This is a genomic window from Dyella sp. AD56, assembly GCF_002878475.1.
In the GTDB taxonomy this organism is placed as follows: Bacteria; Pseudomonadota; Gammaproteobacteria; order Xanthomonadales; family Rhodanobacteraceae; genus Dyella.
Map to the genome: position 1 here is coordinate 1 of NZ_NRDP01000030.1, position 17142 is coordinate 17142.

The window sequence follows — 17142 nt, forward strand, 5'->3', positions numbered from 1 at the left end:
CTATGACAACGCGTTGGCCGAGACCATCAACGGGCTCTACAAGGCCGAGCTGATTCACCGCCGAGCACCATGGAAAACCAGAGAAGCGGTGGAACTGGCCACGCTCGAATGGGTGTCATGGTTCAACCACCAACGCTTACTCGAACCCATCGGGTATATTCCACCCGCCGAGGCCGAAGCTAACTACTACCGTCAGCTGGCTTCCGACTTGGTGCAGGCCGCATGATCACTTAAACCAAATAGCCTCCGCGAAAACCGGGGCGATTCAGCCTGCCCATGCTGATGGGTGTGTGCCCAGAAGGGCAACGAACACGAGGCCTTTCGCGCCAGAGGGGCTTTCCAGGCCCGATCAGATCAGTCAATAATGAGAATTATTCTCAATATCGACTAAGGGACCAGCATGGCAGTGGTTGGCGACGGAGACGCGTGGCGCAGGGCAGTTCTTTACGCGGCGTGCGTCGCCCGATATGCGTTAGCGCCACTTGCCACGGGTAAATGGCCATGACGGCGGCCCGCTCACTCAAACGCTGGTACAGCGTCCACAAGTGGACCAGCCTGATCTGCACGGCATTTCTGTTGCTCGTCTGCCTGACCGGCCTGCCTCTTGTGTTTCACGAGGAGATCGACGGTTGGCTTGAGCCGCACCACTATGCGTCACTGCCGGAAGGCACACCCAACGCCAGCTTCGACCGCTTCGCCGAAGCCGCGCACCATCTTCATCCCAACGACGTCATCGCCTCGATGTTTGCGGATGACGACGAGCCCGCCGTTTACGTGTGGATGGTGCCGTCGTTCGATGCCATGAAGGCGAACCCGCATGTGATGTACTCCATCCGTTTCGATGCGCGCACAGCAGAGGTGCTGGAGACGTCCCAACCGGGGACCGAAAAGCCCAAGAGGTTTATGGAGATTATGCTTGCGCTTCACACCGACCTGTTTGTCGGCCTGCCCGGCGAACTGTTTCTGGGTGTGATGGCGTTGCTGTTTGTCATTGCCATCGTGTCGGGCATCGTGCTGTACGGGCCGTTTATGAAGAAGCTCGATTTCGGGACGGTGCGCCGCGGACGCGCCACTCGCCTGAAGTGGCTGGATCTGCACAACCTGCTGGGTATCGTGACTATGGCCTGGGCGTTGGTGGTGGGCGCCACCGGCGTGCTGAACGAGCTGTCGACGCCGCTCTTCGGCCTGTGGCAGCAGACCGACGTCAGGCAACTGCTGGCCTCCTACGAGGGTCAGGCCATCCCACCAGGGGACGCCCTTCCCTCCGTACAGGCTGCGCTGGAAACGGCCCAACGCGCGGTGCCTGGCATGACCATCACAAGCATCGCCTACCCCGGCAACCCGTTTGGAAGTCCATACCATTATGTTTTATGGGCCAAAGGTGATCGCACGCTAACATCGCGCCTGTTCAGTCCTGTCCTTGTCAACGCGCATACGGGCGAACTGAGCGGTGTGGTGAAGATGCCGTGGTACCTGCGCGCGCTTGAGGTGTCGCGGCCCCTGCACTTCGGCGACTATGGCGGCCTGCCCCTCAAGATCCTTTGGGCGCTGCTGGATCTGATCACCATTGTCGTGCTCGGGAGTGGATTGTATTTGTGGTTCGCTCGTCGGAAGACGCATGCCGAACGCATCGCCCATTTGATCGCCGTGCACGAGTCCCACGAAGCGAAAGAATCAGCCGCATGAAGAGCACGCCATCCTTTCGCAAGGTTTGGGGCGCCCCCCTGCTGCTGTCCGCGCTCACACTCATCGGCCTGCTCTCTGCGCTACTTGGGGAGCATGTTGTCTGGAAAACTATGGGGTGGCTGTCGCTAACCGTACCGGTCGCCGCAGGACTGTGGCTGGCCCGGCCCCGCAAAGAAGTACAACGCCCGGTGTCACGCACCTTTTGAAGACGTCCGGCTGACCTTGTACGGCCGCCATCACCCCGTGATGCTTCTTCCCAGCACTTTGCTTCGGGGGCGATCTATGTCGCTCCCCGCATGTAGCGAAGCGGCGGCACGCCCAGTACGCGACGGAACATGGCGCTGAACGCGTTGGCATTGGTGTAGCCAAGGTGGCGGGCGACCCTGGAAACCGTTGAACCGAGCGATAGCTGGCAGACAGCTTCCGACAGCATCGCCTGTTGCCGCCATTGACCAAAGGTCAATCCGGTCTCCTGCTTGAACAGCCGCGTCATTGTCCGCGTACTCGCACCCACTTGTGCGCTGATTTGCTCCAGCGTGTTTTCGCTGCCGGGGCTTTGAATCAGCAGTTCGCATACCTGTAGCAAGCGTTTGTCGCGTGGCAAAGGAAGCCGCCCATGCTCGACGGGTTGTGCCGTTTCGAGACAACGCAATGCCAAGGGAGCCATCAAGGCGGCATCGTTGTGCGCCTCGTATTCAAAGGGGTCGCGCGCCATGCTCAGCAGTAGCTCGCGCAATAGCGGAGTGACCACGATCAGACTGCACTCGCGCCATAACCACGGCGCAGCATCGGGTTCCACACGCAAAGTGCTCAGCGTGACTGAGCCGACCATATGCAATTCATGGTCGACGCCTGGCGCAATCCACAACGCGTGCAAGGGAGTGACTGCCCACGCCCCCACCGACGTCAGCACGCGCACCACCCCTTGGGTCGGGGCAACCAACTGTCCCTGCTCGTGGCTGTGCCAGATCTGGCGCTCGCCACCTTGATAGGTGTTGGCCCAGGCCATCACCGGCCACTTCTGCCGTTGGTAGTCCGCCGCGAAGCGTTGCCGCCAGAGGTTGTCCATGTGCAGCCGTTTCAAAGAAAGGATGTGAACACGCCAATGTTTGGCGAGTTGTCATCGTTATTTGGCCACACGGCTTTGGAAGCATCAAGTTAAATAAGAAAGATTCTTATTTCGCTTTCTTCCAGGGGTACCCTACATGCCGTCTTGCTTGACGACCGGCCGCACGTTCACGACATCCGCCCTCACCCTTGCCCTGCTGGCTTGCTGGACCACTTCTGCATCAGCCCAGCAGGCCGACCCACAACAGTTGGCCACCATCCATGTCACCGGCAAGACTGACAAGGAAAAGGCCGATAAGCCGGTGACCGGCTACGTCGCCACGCGAAGCAGCGCAGGCAGCAAGACGGATACCGCACTGATCGACAACCCACAGTCGATCACGGTGATCACGCGCGAACAAATGGATGCACAGGGTGTGCAGACGCTGGACCAAGCCCTCCGCTACGTGCCGGCTGCATCCAGCCAGGACAACGACCTGCGCTTTGATCAGCTCAGCATCCGGGGCTTCGACGCGGACTCGTATCTCGATGGCATGAAGTTGAATCGCACTACCTGGTTTGCCAACCCGCGCATCGATCCTTACTTCCTTGAGCGTATCGACGTGTTGCGGGGACCCGCGTCCGTGCTCTACGGACAGGCCAGCCCGGGTGGCGTCGTCGACATGGTGAGCAAGCGGCCCACCGACGATCCCTTCCATTCGGTACTGCTCAGCATCGGCAACTACGATCGTCGCCAGTTGGGCGTGGACTTTGGCGGCCCCCTGGATGCGAGTGGCCAGTGGCTCTATCGCATCACCGGCTTGGCCCGCGATGCCAATACGCAGACCGATCACATCGGCGACGAACGCTTCGGCATCGCTCCGGCACTCACCTGGCGGCCCAGTGAAGCCACCAGCCTGACGTTGCTCAGCAACTTTCAGCGTGATCCGCAGGGCGGGCTTTTCAATCCCCTACCGGCGTACGGCACGGTGCTCTACAACCCCAATGGCAAGATCAACCCAGATCACTATCTGGGCGATCCCCAGCGCGACCACTTCACGCGCACTCAGTACTCCATCGGTTATCTGTTCGAACATCGCTTCAACGACTCCGTGCAGGTACGTCAAAACCTTCGTTACCTGCACGACGATATCGACTACTACCAGACGTCGTTGTCCAGCTTGTTGAATGCCGATAATCGCACTGGCTACTACTGGGGCAACATCAACAAGGAGCACATGGGCCAGTTCACGCTGGACAACCAGGTGCAGGTCGATTTCAGTACCGGCAACCTGCAACATACGTTGCTGGCCGGCGTCGACTATCAATACCTCTACAACCATATTCATCGAGGCGGTGCGTACTTCGGTGCGAACGCGATCGACATCTACGATCCGGACTTCAGCGAGATCGCTAGCGTGCCCGTTTCGCTAAACCAGTCCACCCGTCTTACTCAACTGGGCGGCTACTTTCAGGACCAGGTACGCCTTGATCGCTGGTTACTCACCCTGGGCGGCCGATTCGACTGGGCCCGCACCCTGGACACGCAGCAAAGCGCGACCACCGGCGCGGTATCCTCATCCACCGATCAGCGCGACCACGCGTTCACGTGGAGAACGGCCCTGAACTACAAGTTCGATAGCGGCGTCGCGCCCTACCTCAGCTACTCGACGTCGTTCCAGCCGCAGACCGGCAACAGCTGGACGGGCAGCTCATTCGCTCCCACGCTGGGTAAGCAGTACGAGCTCGGCGTGAAGTACCAGCCGACCGGCATGCGTGCGTATATCACCGCTGCGGTGTACGACCTGCGGCAAACAAATGTCCTGACTTCCGATCCCCTGCACGTCAACTACCAGGCGCAGACGGGCGAAGTGCGTTCGCGTGGCATTGAGCTTGAAGGACACGCGGAGATCACAAAAAACTTCAGTGTACTGGCGTCGTACTCGCACCTTTACCAGACCGTGCTTCGCTCCAACGATGGCGACCAGGGCAAACACCCGACCTCGCAGCCAACGCAAATGGCTTCTGCATGGGGCGACTACACCATTGACGGTGGCACATGGGACAAGCTCGGATTCGGCATGGGCGTGCGTTACGTCGGGAAGAGCTACGGAAGTGCGGACAACACGCTGACCGTGCCGCAACATACCCTTGTAGATGCTGCTGCGCACTATTCCGTTGGCCAATGGATGCTTGGCTTGAACGCCAACAATCTGTTCAACAAGACTTACGTCTCTTATTGCTCCAGCTACATGTTCTGTTACTACGGAGCCAAGCTCACAGTGATGGCAACAGCGCGCTATCAGTGGTGATCTGAGAGGATCACCACCGAAGCCTGATTCCATCTCACGTCTGAGCCGCTACACACGGAATCTTGTACCGCCCTGCGGAACGACAGGGCGGAGTTCAATATCGGCCAGTCGACGTACACAGCTCCTACCCTGAGCATGCATGCTCGTGCGCCCTAACTCCGCGCCTTAGGCGTTGGTCGATGCGGTGCCCCGCTCCCGTCGCGCGTAGCGAGCACTTCCAGATAGAGTTCGCGGTACGCCTCCGCCAGACGGTCTAGCGAGAATGACCGGTTTCTTCCGCTGGGATTGGGCAATGCCCAAACCGCGGCGCCGTGCATGCGATCCCGTTGAAGCCCCCAATCGACGCTGCGCAAGCGTCCCATCCCCGCATACGCAGCTTTGCCCAGGAAGGCAACAAAGTGCGGCTGATAGTGTGCAATTTTCTGCTCGAAGCCACGCGCGGCCAAGGTGAATTCCCTTGGGGAGAGCTCAGATGCGTTCGCCGTGGGCCGTTGTATGACCGAGGTTATGCCGTATCCGTACTTGAGTAAGCCATGATCATCCTGAGGCGATAACTCTTCTGGAGTGAAGCCTGCTTGATGCAGAACCTTCCAGAAGCGATTACTCCTTCCCACGAAATGATGTCCTGTCATTGCCGCCATCAGCCCTGGGTTGATGCCGCAGAACAACACATCGAGGTTCGTGCTGATGATGTCTGGCAATGCTTGTTTCATGGCAGGGCTCGTGCAAACGCCACGGGTTGAAACACGGCTGTCGGCATCCTCACGCGGCGCACCTGATCGGCGTTGCATGGGCTTGCCTCAAGAAGCACTTGTCGATGTCTGCACCGCTTTCACTGCGGTCGCATCGTGCGCGCCGTTCACGCTGCGTGGTGCGGAGAGACGGTAAAAGCCGAAGGCGATGCCCCCGAGCGCGATACCAAAACCAACGACGCCACTCCAGCCGAATCGCGTCATCAGCCAGCCGCTTGCGATGGTGCCTACCGCGCCGCCGAAGAACGTGGCCGTCATATAAAGGCTGTTGATGCGACCCTGCGCTTTCGGGTCGACGGCGAACGCGCGCGTCTGATTGGATACCAGTCCGGCCTGTACGCCGATGTCCAGCACAACGACACCCATCACAAGAAGCACGAGCGAGCTGTTCGCACCCGCAAGTAGCACGTAGGCGAGCGTAACGATGCCGATGCTTGCGCCCACTACGCTACGCGGCCCGCGTCGATCTGAAGCACGCCCGCCAAGCGAGGCGGCAAGTGCTCCGGCGGCGCCGATGATGCCGAACCCACCTGCCCATGCACTACCCAAATGCCACGGGCCATTCGCGAGCAGCGCGGCAAGGTTCACCCAGAAGGCGTTGAAGCAGGCCCACAGCAATGCCTGCACCATCATGGATTCACGAATCGGGCGATGATCCCGCACCAGCGGCCACAGCGACGCGAGCAAGCGTCCGTAAGAAAGGCTGGTGGACGGTACCCCACGCGGCAACATCAAGGCAGCCGCGATCCACACGGGAATCATGAAGGCCGCTTCCACCCCGTACACCGCACGCCAGCCCCATGCGGCGCCGACCAGACCCGCCACGGTGCGCCCCGTGAGGATGCCCACCATGATGCCGCTGACGACAGTCCCCACCGAACGACCGCGCTCGCTAGGTTCTGACATGGTCGCGGCGAAGGGCACGAGTTGCTGCGGTACACAACTGACGATGCCAAGACCGAACGATGCCGCAATCAACGCCCAGATGCCGGGCGCCACGGCCGCCGCACCCGCCAGAACAAACGCCAGTGCGATCTGCCCCAGCACGAGCTTGCGTCGGTCAAATCGATCGCCAAGCGGTAGCAGCAAACCCAGGCCCGTCGAGAATCCGAGTAGTGCCGCGCCCGCGACCAAGTCGACGGCTGTCAGGTCCACGCCCAGACCTGTCGCGATCAGCGGCAGAATGGGCTGGGTGCAGTAAATGTTGGTGATCACCGCGCCGGCGATGATCGCCATCATCAAGATCTTCCCGCGTGACACGGTCGCTGGCGGGGACAGGCTTTCAGATGTGCTGGCTAGGTCGCTCATGGCGCTCTCCTGTCGGTGGGGTCTTCCCGCCACTGGAGCGACTAGCCGCAGCGCAGGAACTACCGGCCAACGGTAACTGCCCACACCCAGCAAGATAATCTGCCAAAATCAAGAATGATCCTTCCAGAAAGTGAGAGGGTGCGTGAACCTTCTTGAGTCCATGTCCATCCTTGTCACCGTGGTCGACTCAGGCAGCCTGTCGGCCGCCGCGCGGCGCCTGGACCTGCCGCTGGCAACGGTCAGCCGAAAGGTGGGCCAACTGGAATCGCATCTGAAAATTCGCCTGCTCCATCGCACAACACGTCAACTCTCGTTGACTGAAGCGGGAGCGTCCTACGTGGCTGCTTGTCGGCGCATCCTCGAGGAGATCGGCGAGGCCGAGCGCGCGGCGACGGGAGAGTACGCGTCGCCAAAGGGCGAGCTGGTGGTCACGGCCCCCATTGTTTTCGGGCGCCTGCACCTTGTGCCTGTTGTGGCCGACTTTCTCTCGCACTATCCGCAGATCGACATCCGCCTGATCTTGACGGATCGTGTCATGCATCTGATGGAGGAGAACATCGACGTCGCGGTGCGCATCGGCGACATGCCCGATAGCACGCTGATGGCAACCGGTGTCGGCTCGGTTCGCCGGGTGATCTGTGGGAGCCCCGCCTATTTGGCGACCCATGGCGTGCCGACTCGTCCGCACGACCTCGCCGGACACCAGTGCATCAGTTTCGAGGTGCTCGAATCCAAGCGCGCGTGGACATTCCATTCGGACAAGGCAGAGTTGTCGGTGCCGGTGCATTCACGACTTGCCGTGAACACGGCAGAGGCCGCCATCGCCGCCGCCATCCTTGGTGTCGGCTTGATACGCGTGCTGTCCTACCAGGTAGCCGACGCCGTACGTGACAACGCGCTTTCCGTGGTGCTCGACTCCTTCGAGTCGGCGCCCCAACCGATCCATCTGGTACACCGAGGGCAAGTGCCGCTGCCACTAAAGCTGCGCGCTTTTTTCGACTTCGTAACCCCGCGCCTGCGCGCACGCACCTTGCACCAACAGGTGGAGCTTCCCGCTACCTCATAAAACGTCGCGTGCTGAGGCCCTATCCGCCGCCTTCTGTGAAGCGCGGAATCGCCCTGGCAAAGTCCGCGACACATCCTTGTGCCGCGGCTGCGGGGAAACGGCTTAGAACGCCTTGGTAAAGCCCACGCTCAATGCGTTGTCGCTGAGGTGGCTGGCGAACTGGCCCTGGTAATCCAGATACAGGCTCCACGATGCGCCAGCCTTGGCGCTGATGCGTGCGCCCACGGTGGCTGCGCCACGGCCCAGGGAATCACCCGGCATCGCGAACACGGTGCCGTCCTGCGCGGTTTCCCGCACCACCGGGGTGTTGCCGTTGCGCGTGTCGTAGCGATAGCCCACGTCGAACTGCGGTACGTAGCTGACGCCTTGCGCCACGAACGCCGTGGCGAACGACACCTTTGCGTAGGGCTGCATGGTGTTGTAGGTGGTGTGCGCACCCTTCACCCCAAACGCGGAGGCCAGCGGACTGCTGCTCGTCACAGTTTCGCTAAACGCGTCCAGTGTCTGGTGCTGATACAGCGCGCCCACGGCCGGCGTGATCTGCCACTGTGCCGCCGCCAGCGGCCATGCTGCCTGCACCGCAGCCGATGTGGTGTCGCCATCGGGCGAGGCCACGCCGTGGCCCAAGCCGGTCTGGCGATTCACGCGGTAGCTGTCGCGCGCTGCGTCGAGCGTGCCTGACAACACCACCGGCCCGACGTTGCCGAACGCGTACAAGCCGCCGTGCACGCTGTCGACGGAGCCGTTGCCGCCGTTGCGGTCATTGCCGTTGATGCGATTAAAGCCTGCTTCCACACCGATGTGCGCGACGTCCGCTACCGCATGATCCCAGCCACCCTGCAAACCAAATACGGTGCTGTTCAAGCCGTTGTTGCCGGTAAGCGAATCGCTGCTGCCGCTGTACTGCACCCACAAACCGCTGTTGCATGCGGAGGTAACGGTATTGCCGTGCGCGGCATTCGCGGAGCCGCATGCCACTTCGGTGGAGCGCAGCGTCGCATCGAGCACACTGGTCAGCGATTGCTGACCCACCAGGTTGATGCTGCGCATCAGGTTGGCATACAGACCGCCGTCAGCCGGTGCGATCACCTTGACCGTTGTCGCCGGAGGCGTGGTGGTCGGAGGCGTCGTTGCACCGCCTGCCAACGTCAAATCCACCTGTGTCGCGCTGTAGCTCACCTTGGGATCAAGCGCTGTCGGCACCGAACCGCTGGCGTTGGCCGAAGCAAATTGCCCGCTCACTGCCTTGGCCTGCACCAGCGCGTACGTCGTGCTGTTGTAGGTGCCCGGCGCATAGATCAGGTTCAACGTGCCGGCGAGGCTGGCGTTGCCGTTCACCAGCAACTGCGAAGCCGCCGTCGGCGTTACATCGATCTGCAATGCACCATCGCTGTTCTGCGTGTAATTGCCATTGATGGTGAGCACACCAACGGAGCCGCCCGGCCACACGATGCCATCGTTGATCACATTGCCATCGACAGTGCCGTGGCCGCGCAGGGTGCCGCCGCTTCCCACGTTCACTTGCGTGGTGGTGAGTTTGGCGGTGCTGCCGGAATTGGCGTCGCCAACTTCCAGCGTGCCCTTGGTGAGCGTGGTGGCGCCAGCGATGGTGTCGACACCATTCAAGATCTGCGTGTCGCCACCCTGCACGGCGAGCGTGCTGGCGATAACCGTACCGGTAAACGTACTGCTGCCAGCCGTGCTCAACGTCAGTGCATGGCTGCCGGTGGTGACGGTGCCTGTGCCGGTCAAAGACCCCAGCTCCACGTTATTGGTGATTCCCGAGAGATCCAGCGTGCCCTGCTGCACGTTCCAGGCAAGACCGCTCACCAACGTACCGGTGAGAGACCAGGTGCTGCTGCCGGTTTTCTCGTAGGTGTTGAAGCCGTAGTACTGGCTGGTGCTGCCGTTGTAGCCAGTCGGTGCACTGACAACGATCTGCGACGCGTTGAACGTGGCATTCGTGTTGCCGCCGAAAGCAAGCGTATCGCCACCCTTTGTGCTGCCGCTGGTGGAAATCACATTGCCGATAAAGCTGTAGCCGCTTTCCAGCACCAACGTGTTGCCGCCGCCAGAGAAGTTCACCGCATCGGCCTGCGCGCCCTTGCCGCCGTTGGCAACACCACCTTCGATGATGCCGGCGTTGATCACCGTGCTGCCGCCGGTGGAGACCACGCCCACACCGCCAAGGCCCGCGCTGCCGCTGGCGCCGTTGGCACCTGTTGTGCCGGCAGCACCATACGCACCGCCATAACCATTGCTGCCACTGGGGCCCGTGGCGCCAGGGGGAAAGCCAAGCGCGCCACCGGGGCCGCCAGCACCACCTATACCCGCCGTACCGCCGGTACCGGCTCCGCCACCGGCACCGCCTTGTCCCCCCACACCGGCCCCGCCACCATCGCCACCCCAGATCTTGCCTGTATTGGTAAGGGTGAAGTTGCTGCCGGCGACGCCGACACCACCGGTGCCGCCGTTGCCACCATTGCCGCCATTGCCACCGACGCCGCCGTTACCGCCGACGCCGCCATCGCCACCATTGCCACCCGCGCCACCGTTACCGCCTGGCGTGCCCGGGAATGGGATTCCACCGGGGCCGAGAAAGCCGGGAGTACCAACGCTGCCCATGGTGCCCGAGCCGCCTGCACCGCCACTGCCACCGAAACCACCATTGCCGCCGTTGCCACCGTTACCGCCACTGCCGCCATAGCCGCCGATCCGGCCGGCGATGCTGCCGGTGTTGACCAGGGCGAAGTTGCTGCCGCTGACGCCGGCACCGCCCGTGGCACCATTGCCGCCGTTTCCGCCATGGGTGCCAGCCGTGCCATTGCCGCCGATGCCACCATTGGTGCCGGCGCTTCCGCTAAAGAGTCCGCCCAGCACGCCAGCAGCACCGGTGCTGCCGACGTTGCCAGCCGCTCCGTTGGTGCCGGTGTCACCGGCGCCACCCGCACCACCAAAAATTTTGCCCGCATTGGTAATGGTGGACTGAGTGCTGCTGGCTTCCACCATGACACCTGCGCCGCCAACGCCTGCGTCACCGTAGGCGAGGTTCTCTCCGCCATTACTGCCGTCGATACCGCCAGTACTGGCATTGGTCAAACTGAAGGCGCTGCCGTCGACACCGGCACCCCCGACACCGCCCGCGCCGCTCACACCACCGGCGCCTTGCGTATAGTTGCCGCTGCCGCCCATCAGATAACCGGCGTTGTTCACGGTGAAGCCACTGCCTTGCACGCCGGCACCGCCCGCACCACCGCTCGCGGCGCCGATACCCTGCCCATAGGTGTAACCGCCACCGCCACCGGTAACGCGCGCCCGCACGGCATTAGTCAAGGTGAAGCCAGTGCCGCTAACGCCCGCGCCACCCCCAGCACCGCTGGTGTTCAGGCTGCTGCCACCATTACCTCCCTCGATGCGGTTGGCATTGGTCACAGTAAACCCGGTGCCGGTCACGCCCGCGCCACCCGCGCCCGCGCTGCCCGTGCTACTGGAGGAGTAACCGCCCCCACCACCTTCGACCAGGCCGCTGTTGTTCAGCGTGTTGCCCGTGCTGCTAGCCCCGAAATGGACGCCTGCACTACCGGCGCCGTTCGATACGGCATTACCACCCTGAAGTGAACCGGCGGTGGCGACAGTGGCGGTAAAGCCTGCGCCTGAAACGCCCGCGTTGCCGTTGCTGCCGAACAACCAGCCGTTGTTGACCACTAGGTTGGTGCCGGCCGCCATGGCGATGGAGAGGTTGGCCAGCTGGCCTTGGTACTGGGCGTTACCGATCTGCAAAGTACCGCCCTGCACGGTGATGACACCCTGCAACGGTTCGTAATTGGCGAGCACCAAGGTGCCCGCGTCGGTCTTGGTGAAGCCGTCGTTGCCGCTGAGCTGGGTCTGTACGACGGCGGTCATGCCCGCACTGGCGCTGCTGCCGTTACCCACGCGGATGATCGGCGCGACGCTGGTGCCGTTGCTGGTCGTGGGATCCAGCTGGATCGCGCCACCGGACAGTGTGTAGCCGTCCACGGCGAACTGCATGCCGGTGGCATCCACGCTGAGGGTGTTGACGCTTACCGTGCCCGCCGTGCCGCCGAAAACGGCGAAGCTGTCTTGTGTCCACGGGCCGTTGGGGATGCCAGCGGTGGCGTTCGTCCAATTACCCGTGTTGGCGCCGGAGATACCCCACGTACCGCTGCCGCCACCCATTTGCGTGGCGCTCGCCTGACCATTGGCGTTCCAGTAGTTGAGCTTGTAACCGGTGGAGTCGATCAGGTTGACCTGGTTCTGCCCGGTAAGCACTTGCAGGGCCAGGCTTTGCCCCACTGGCGTATTGCCCAGCGTGAGGCCGGAGCCACTTTGCGAGAGGCCGCCTGTGTACGTGAATACGTTATAGATGCCCGGCCCCATGTTGCCGGCATTGATCACATTGAGCGTGGCGCCCGTCAGGGTGAGGCCACCGTTTACCTGGATGCTGTCACCGATGCCTGCGCTCTGGAAGCTGCTGCCCGGTGCGCCAAATGCAAGGTTGAAGGCGCTGCCTGCGTTGGCGACGAGGGAGCCGTTGACGGTGAACCTGCCCAGCGAGGTGTCGCCAGCGATGCCGGCGCCGCCCAGGGTTAGGTAGCTGCCGCCTTCCAGCGTCACGCTACCGACGCCGCCATGACCACCCAGCGTACCGCCGCTATTCACTAGCACGGTGCCGGCCAACGTGGCGCCTGTGTGCGAGGCATCACCCACCTGCAAGGTAGCGCCGGTCCCCACGCCGGTCGGGCCGGTATAGGTATTGACGCCATTGAGGGTTTCAATGCCGCCAGCAAGGGAAAGGTAGCCGTTCGTGCCGCTGATGACGCCGTTGAACAAACCATTGACCGGGTGGAGCGTGAGTCCATAACTGCCCAGGCTCACGGTGCCGGCACCGTCGAGTGATCCGATCGAGGTCGAATGGCCCTGGGAAATGTCGAAGGTGGCGCCATTGGCGACGTACACGCCAGACGACGCAGCGATGCTGCCGCCAGACAGCAACTGCAACGTGCCGCTGTTGATGGTGGTGGCGCCGGTGTAAGTGTTGGCGCCCGCCAGCGCCACGGCGCCGCCGCCCGCGCTATCCATCACGGTCAGGCCGCCAGTGCCCCCCATCGCTTGCAAGATCCCCGTGTCGTTGCCGTTGGCGTCGATGGTGCCGCCGCCGGCATCGAGCGTGATCGCACGCGTGCTGGCGAGATTGAAGCTGCTGCCCAATTGCAGCGTGCCACCGTTGAACGCAAAACTACCGTTGGGATTACCGAGGGCGGCATCGGAGGACACCGATAACGTGCCACCGTTGATCGCGGTGCCGCCGGTGTACGCGTTGGCGCCCGCCAGCGTCAGCTTGCCGCCGCCCGTGCTGTCTGCCACGGTCAGGCCGCCCACGCCAGCAATCGACTGAGAAATCGTGGTGGCGTTGCCGTTGGTGTCGATGGTGCCGCCACCCGCATCGAGCGTGATCACGCGCGTGCTGGCAAGGTTGAAGCTGCTGCCGAATTGCAGCGTGCCGCCATCGAACGTAAGGCTGCCGCCATGGTCACCGAGGTTGGCGTCGGAGGACACCGACAACGTGCCGCCGGAGATCGTCCAAGGTGTTACCGCGGCGGTGACATTGGTCAGGGTCCAGGTGCTGGTGCCGGTTTTTGCGTAGCTGTCGAAACCCGTGAACGGATTGCCTGCACTACCGATGCTGGACACATCGAAGCTTCCGTTGGTGCTGCCACCCAGTGCGAGCGTGTTGCCGTTGCCGGATACGGAAACCACCGTACCGGTGAAGCTATAACCGTGGTCGAGCTCCAGCGTGTTGTTGGTGCCGGTGATATCCACGGCATCGTTCTGGTAGTTGCCCGAGGAATCCAGGCCGCCGGTACCGCCGCTGATAATGCCGCTGGTAGCCAGCGTGTTGTTGCTGCCTGAAATGCCAACGCCAACACCACCAGGCCCAACGACGGAGCCACCACCGCCCACACCGGCGGCAATGGTGCCGGTGTTGCTTACCGAGTTACTGTTGCCCGTGATGCTCAAGCCGGCGCCACCTGCGCCACCGCTACCGATGTGTCCGCCAGCTTTGGCAACACCCGCATCGCCACCTTGGCCGCCAACAATGCTGCCGCTATTGGACAGCTGATTACCGGCACCACCGAGACTGAGCCCCATGCCACCACCGCCACCGCCGCCGGTATAGGCACTGTAGGCGCCAGCGCCGCCCTTACCACCCGTGATCGCTCCTGCGTTCGTCACGGACGCATTGGCGATAGCAACGCTGATGCCGGCGCCACCACCACCGCCACCACCACCTACGACCCATGCGGCGCCGCTTCCTTGACCAGCCCCCATCGCGGGAGCATCGCCACCGGCACCGCCAATGACCATCACTCCGCTGCCAAGGGTGGTGCTACCCGTGGCGACGATGCCTGGATTGCCGCCGCCACCGCCGGTATTACCGCTGCCGCCGCCAGCGCCGCTACCGCCACCGCCATAAACCCCACCACCACCGCCATTGCCAACACGGTTGAATCCGGCACTGGCACCAAATCCACCATTTCCACCGAAAGCACCGCCCACGCCCGGGCTCGAAAAAATCGCACCCGTGCCGCTTCCGACTGCCAGCGGACTTCCGCCCGCCCCGTAGCCAGCCGCCCCGGAGCCACCCGCGCCACCAATGGAACTGGTCGAACCGGTGCAGGAGCCCGTCAACGTGCCCGACGTCTGGGTGCAGGTCTGCGCCAAGGTCGGCAACGTCACCGTAGCGAGTGCCAGACCCACCGCAGCCGCCAGCAGGCGCGACTTCAGGCCCAGCCTAGGCAACGTATCCACGCCACCGACAACCACACCACCGGGTGCGCTCGCCAACTCGGATACCACTTGCGGCACGCCAAGCGTGCGATTGAAAACGATGCGGTAGATGCGGTTCATGGTGTAGCCCCTGTGATATTGCGGTGTCGTTGTTGACGTTCGTTTTCTCGCTCGCTGTTCCGGCAAGCGCGGGGATCGGGCGACTTCAAGTCAGGCAGTGCAGAAACCAAGGAATGAAAAACAAGCGTCAGACCACGCGTACGCCGCGCGGATTGAGATTCGGATCCAACCAAAAGGCGTCGTTGGCGAAGCGGTTGAACACATCCGGTGGCAGGATCGTGTTGCGCTCGTTGGCTTTCACGCGCGGCCGCACAGCGTGCAGCCCGGGCGTGCCGGCCTTGACGTCGAACTCGCTGGCGTCGTAGCGAAGGTTGTTGATGTCGTGCGCGAACGCGGGTTCGCCGAGAAAGTCGTACACGGCAGCGATCGCACGCGCCGGATCGCTGGTCAGCGTCTCGTAGCGCAACAGCATCAGGTTGGTGGTGTCGTCACCGTAGAACGCTTCTTTCAACGCGTTGTAGGCGTAACCCACCATGCCGTCGCCATTGGCCAGACCTTCAGCGCGCGTATAAACGGTGCCGCCGGCTTGGTAATTGAAAATGGACGAAGGCTGGAAAGCGTTCTTGCGTACCAGTTGCTCGATGCTGTCGATGATCCACGACACATGCCGCACACAGGCAATCACCTTGCCCTGCGGGAACAGCTGCTTGAGCTGAGGCAGCTTGCTGCACCAGGCGCGATTGGTGTCGAACACGACTTCGGCGCTGTACTCGGGACCGTAGTAGTTGTCGAACAGGCCTTTGAGCATGCGGCGACGCTGTTCGTCGGAAACGAATACGGAGTACTCGTTGCGGCCGCTCAGTTCGCCCAGCATCGTGGTGAAGGCGCCGCCGATGGGGCCACTCATGCCCGCATGGAAGCGCGGGTTCTGGCTCAGAATGGCTGACAGCAACGTTGACCCGGACCTGGGCAGGCCCGAAATAAAGTGAAACCGGCGATCCATTAGCTCCCCTGAAAGCTCTGGCAAAAAACCCCGGACACGACCAGCCCCCGCCGCATCGCGCCGTTCATTTATGTGAAATTGATCACGCCAACTGGGCTTGCGGGGATGCTATGGGATAGGCAGAGGGAGGGACATGTCTGTGCGTCTCAGGTTTAGGACACACGGATAAGAAACGCGCAGCGATGTCAGACCGCTGTTCCAGCGACGCGCCGTCACGTCGACCGAAGGATTTTGCGAGTCGCGGATGCGCGTACTAGGGAAGCACCTTCGCGAGAAAGGCGAGCACAACGCGATTGAACTCGTCCGGCCTTTGCAGCGGCGCAAAGTGGCTCACACCTCGCAAAATGATCAACTCTGCGCCGGGAATGCTCTGCGCTAGATACTCGGCATACTCAGGCTTGATGAATTCATCGTGCTCGCTCTGCACCACCGCGACCGGTACACGGATCGTTGCGAGGCGGTCAGCACTGTAGTTGGGCTGCGTTTTCATCATTTCAGTGATAGCTCCAACGAAAGCATTGAAGTCATTCGGCGTGCTGGAGAGTTGTGCGGAATCGTTAGCATGACGACTGAAACAGCGTTCAATGAGCGGCGTGGACACAAACTCTTTCGTGCCGCTCGGGTCCATATTGCAGCCGAAGAAAAAGACCCCCGCCACGCGCTCAGGCGCTTGCATGCCAACGATGAGCGCGATACACGCACCATCGCTCCAGCCGATGAGGGCTGCTTTCTCAAGTCGCAGGACGTCCATCACAGCTAGGACATCGGAAGCCATCAACTCGTACGAGTAAGGCCGCGAATCGCGCGTGCTCCGACCATGCCCGCGACTGTCGATGAGCACGACACGGTGACCTGCCTCGACCAAAGTCGGAATCTGATAACCCCAGTTGCCACTATGACCTAAGCCACCGTGGAGCAGAATGACCGGAGGGCCTTCGCCATAAGTTGCGTACCAGATCCGGGCGCCGTCGTGATCGATGTAAGCCGATGCAAGTTCCGGCGGAAGCGCGGCCGCACCCTGTGCTTCGAACCGCTGAAGGTTATCGTCGTGGGCGTGCATGGGGATCCTTAGGCAAGAAGGAAGGCTGGTTGGCCAAA

At 62.2% G+C, this 17142-nt stretch carries 10 protein-coding genes; 4 read left to right on the top strand and 6 right to left on the bottom strand.

Annotation, left to right across the window (positions count from 1 at the left end):
* Together DyAD56_RS18750 and DyAD56_RS18755 are read left to right on the top strand one after the other, a co-directional pair.
* Window positions 1–226 (top strand): integrase core domain-containing protein (locus tag DyAD56_RS18750; RefSeq protein WP_146010446.1); only part of this gene is annotated, 226 nt, incomplete at its 5' end.
* A gap of 275 nt (window positions 227–501) precedes the next feature.
* Window positions 502–1686: a PepSY-associated TM helix domain-containing protein gene (locus DyAD56_RS18755; RefSeq protein ID WP_102304521.1), complete on the top strand. Its 1185-nt coding sequence runs from the start codon at window positions 502–504 to the stop codon at window positions 1684–1686.
* Window positions 1687–1966: 280 nt separating this feature from the next.
* Here the strand turns inward: DyAD56_RS18755 and DyAD56_RS18765 are convergent, their stop codons facing one another.
* A complete protein-coding gene (locus tag DyAD56_RS18765) occupies window positions 1967–2755 on the bottom strand; it encodes a helix-turn-helix transcriptional regulator (protein ID WP_102304370.1) in 789 nt (262 codons plus the stop codon).
* Between the two features lie 136 nt (window positions 2756–2891).
* Here DyAD56_RS18765 and DyAD56_RS18770 point away from each other — a divergent pair, with 136 nt between their 5' ends.
* Entirely contained in the window at window positions 2892–5045 is a 2154-nt protein-coding gene (locus DyAD56_RS18770) for a TonB-dependent siderophore receptor (protein ID WP_102304371.1), read from the top strand.
* A 152-nt stretch (window positions 5046–5197) separates the two neighbouring features.
* Here DyAD56_RS18770 and mug read toward each other — a convergent pair whose 3' ends face one another.
* Together mug and DyAD56_RS18780 are read right to left on the bottom strand one after the other, a co-directional pair.
* Window positions 5198–5758: a G/U mismatch-specific DNA glycosylase gene (gene mug, locus DyAD56_RS18775; RefSeq protein WP_102304372.1), complete on the bottom strand. Its 561-nt coding sequence runs from the start codon at window positions 5756–5758 to the stop codon at window positions 5198–5200.
* An 87-nt stretch (window positions 5759–5845) separates the two neighbouring features.
* Complete coding sequence (locus DyAD56_RS18780) at window positions 5846–7105, bottom strand: MFS transporter (RefSeq protein ID WP_102304373.1); 1260 nt, start codon at window positions 7103–7105, stop codon at window positions 5846–5848.
* Window positions 7106–7247: 142 nt separating this feature from the next.
* Here DyAD56_RS18780 and DyAD56_RS18785 point away from each other — a divergent pair, with 142 nt between their 5' ends.
* Window positions 7248–8171 carry a LysR family transcriptional regulator gene (locus tag DyAD56_RS18785; RefSeq protein ID WP_233202646.1) on the top strand — a complete coding sequence of 308 codons (924 nt, stop codon included), beginning with the start codon at window positions 7248–7250 and terminating at the stop codon, window positions 8169–8171.
* 102 nt (window positions 8172–8273) lie between these two features.
* Here DyAD56_RS18785 and DyAD56_RS24450 read toward each other — a convergent pair whose 3' ends face one another.
* The 3 genes from DyAD56_RS24450 to DyAD56_RS18800 all read right to left on the bottom strand — a co-directional run bounded on the left by DyAD56_RS24450 (window position 8274) and on the right by DyAD56_RS18800 (window position 17104).
* Window positions 8274–15101 carry an ESPR-type extended signal peptide-containing protein gene (locus DyAD56_RS24450; protein WP_102304375.1) on the bottom strand — a complete coding sequence of 2276 codons (6828 nt, stop codon included), beginning with the start codon at window positions 15099–15101 and terminating at the stop codon, window positions 8274–8276.
* A gap of 127 nt (window positions 15102–15228) precedes the next feature.
* Window positions 15229–16044 (bottom strand): sulfotransferase, encoded by an 816-nt coding sequence (locus tag DyAD56_RS18795; protein ID WP_102304376.1) that lies wholly within the window; start codon window positions 16042–16044, stop codon window positions 15229–15231.
* 253 nt (window positions 16045–16297) lie between these two features.
* Window positions 16298–17104, bottom strand: coding sequence for an alpha/beta hydrolase (locus DyAD56_RS18800; protein WP_102304377.1), 807 nt, complete (start codon window positions 17102–17104; stop codon window positions 16298–16300).
* Window positions 17105–17142 lie beyond the last annotated feature (38 nt).

Coding starts and splice junctions, on each gene's coding strand:
- DyAD56_RS18755 (WP_102304521.1), top strand. CDS start 502: ATGACGGCGGCCCGCTCACTCAAACGCTGGTACAGCGTCCACAAGTGG.
- DyAD56_RS18765 (WP_102304370.1), bottom strand. CDS start 2,755: ATGGACAACCTCTGGCGGCAACGCTTCGCGGCGGACTACCAACGGCAG.
- DyAD56_RS18770 (WP_102304371.1), top strand. CDS start 2,892: ATGCCGTCTTGCTTGACGACCGGCCGCACGTTCACGACATCCGCCCTC.
- mug (WP_102304372.1), bottom strand. CDS start 5,758: ATGAAACAAGCATTGCCAGACATCATCAGCACGAACCTCGATGTGTTG.
- DyAD56_RS18780 (WP_102304373.1), bottom strand. CDS start 7,105: ATGAGCGACCTAGCCAGCACATCTGAAAGCCTGTCCCCGCCAGCGACC.
- DyAD56_RS24450 (WP_102304375.1), bottom strand. CDS start 15,101: ATGAACCGCATCTACCGCATCGTTTTCAATCGCACGCTTGGCGTGCCG.
- DyAD56_RS18795 (WP_102304376.1), bottom strand. CDS start 16,044: ATGGATCGCCGGTTTCACTTTATTTCGGGCCTGCCCAGGTCCGGGTCA.
- DyAD56_RS18800 (WP_102304377.1), bottom strand. CDS start 17,104: ATGCACGCCCACGACGATAACCTTCAGCGGTTCGAAGCACAGGGTGCG.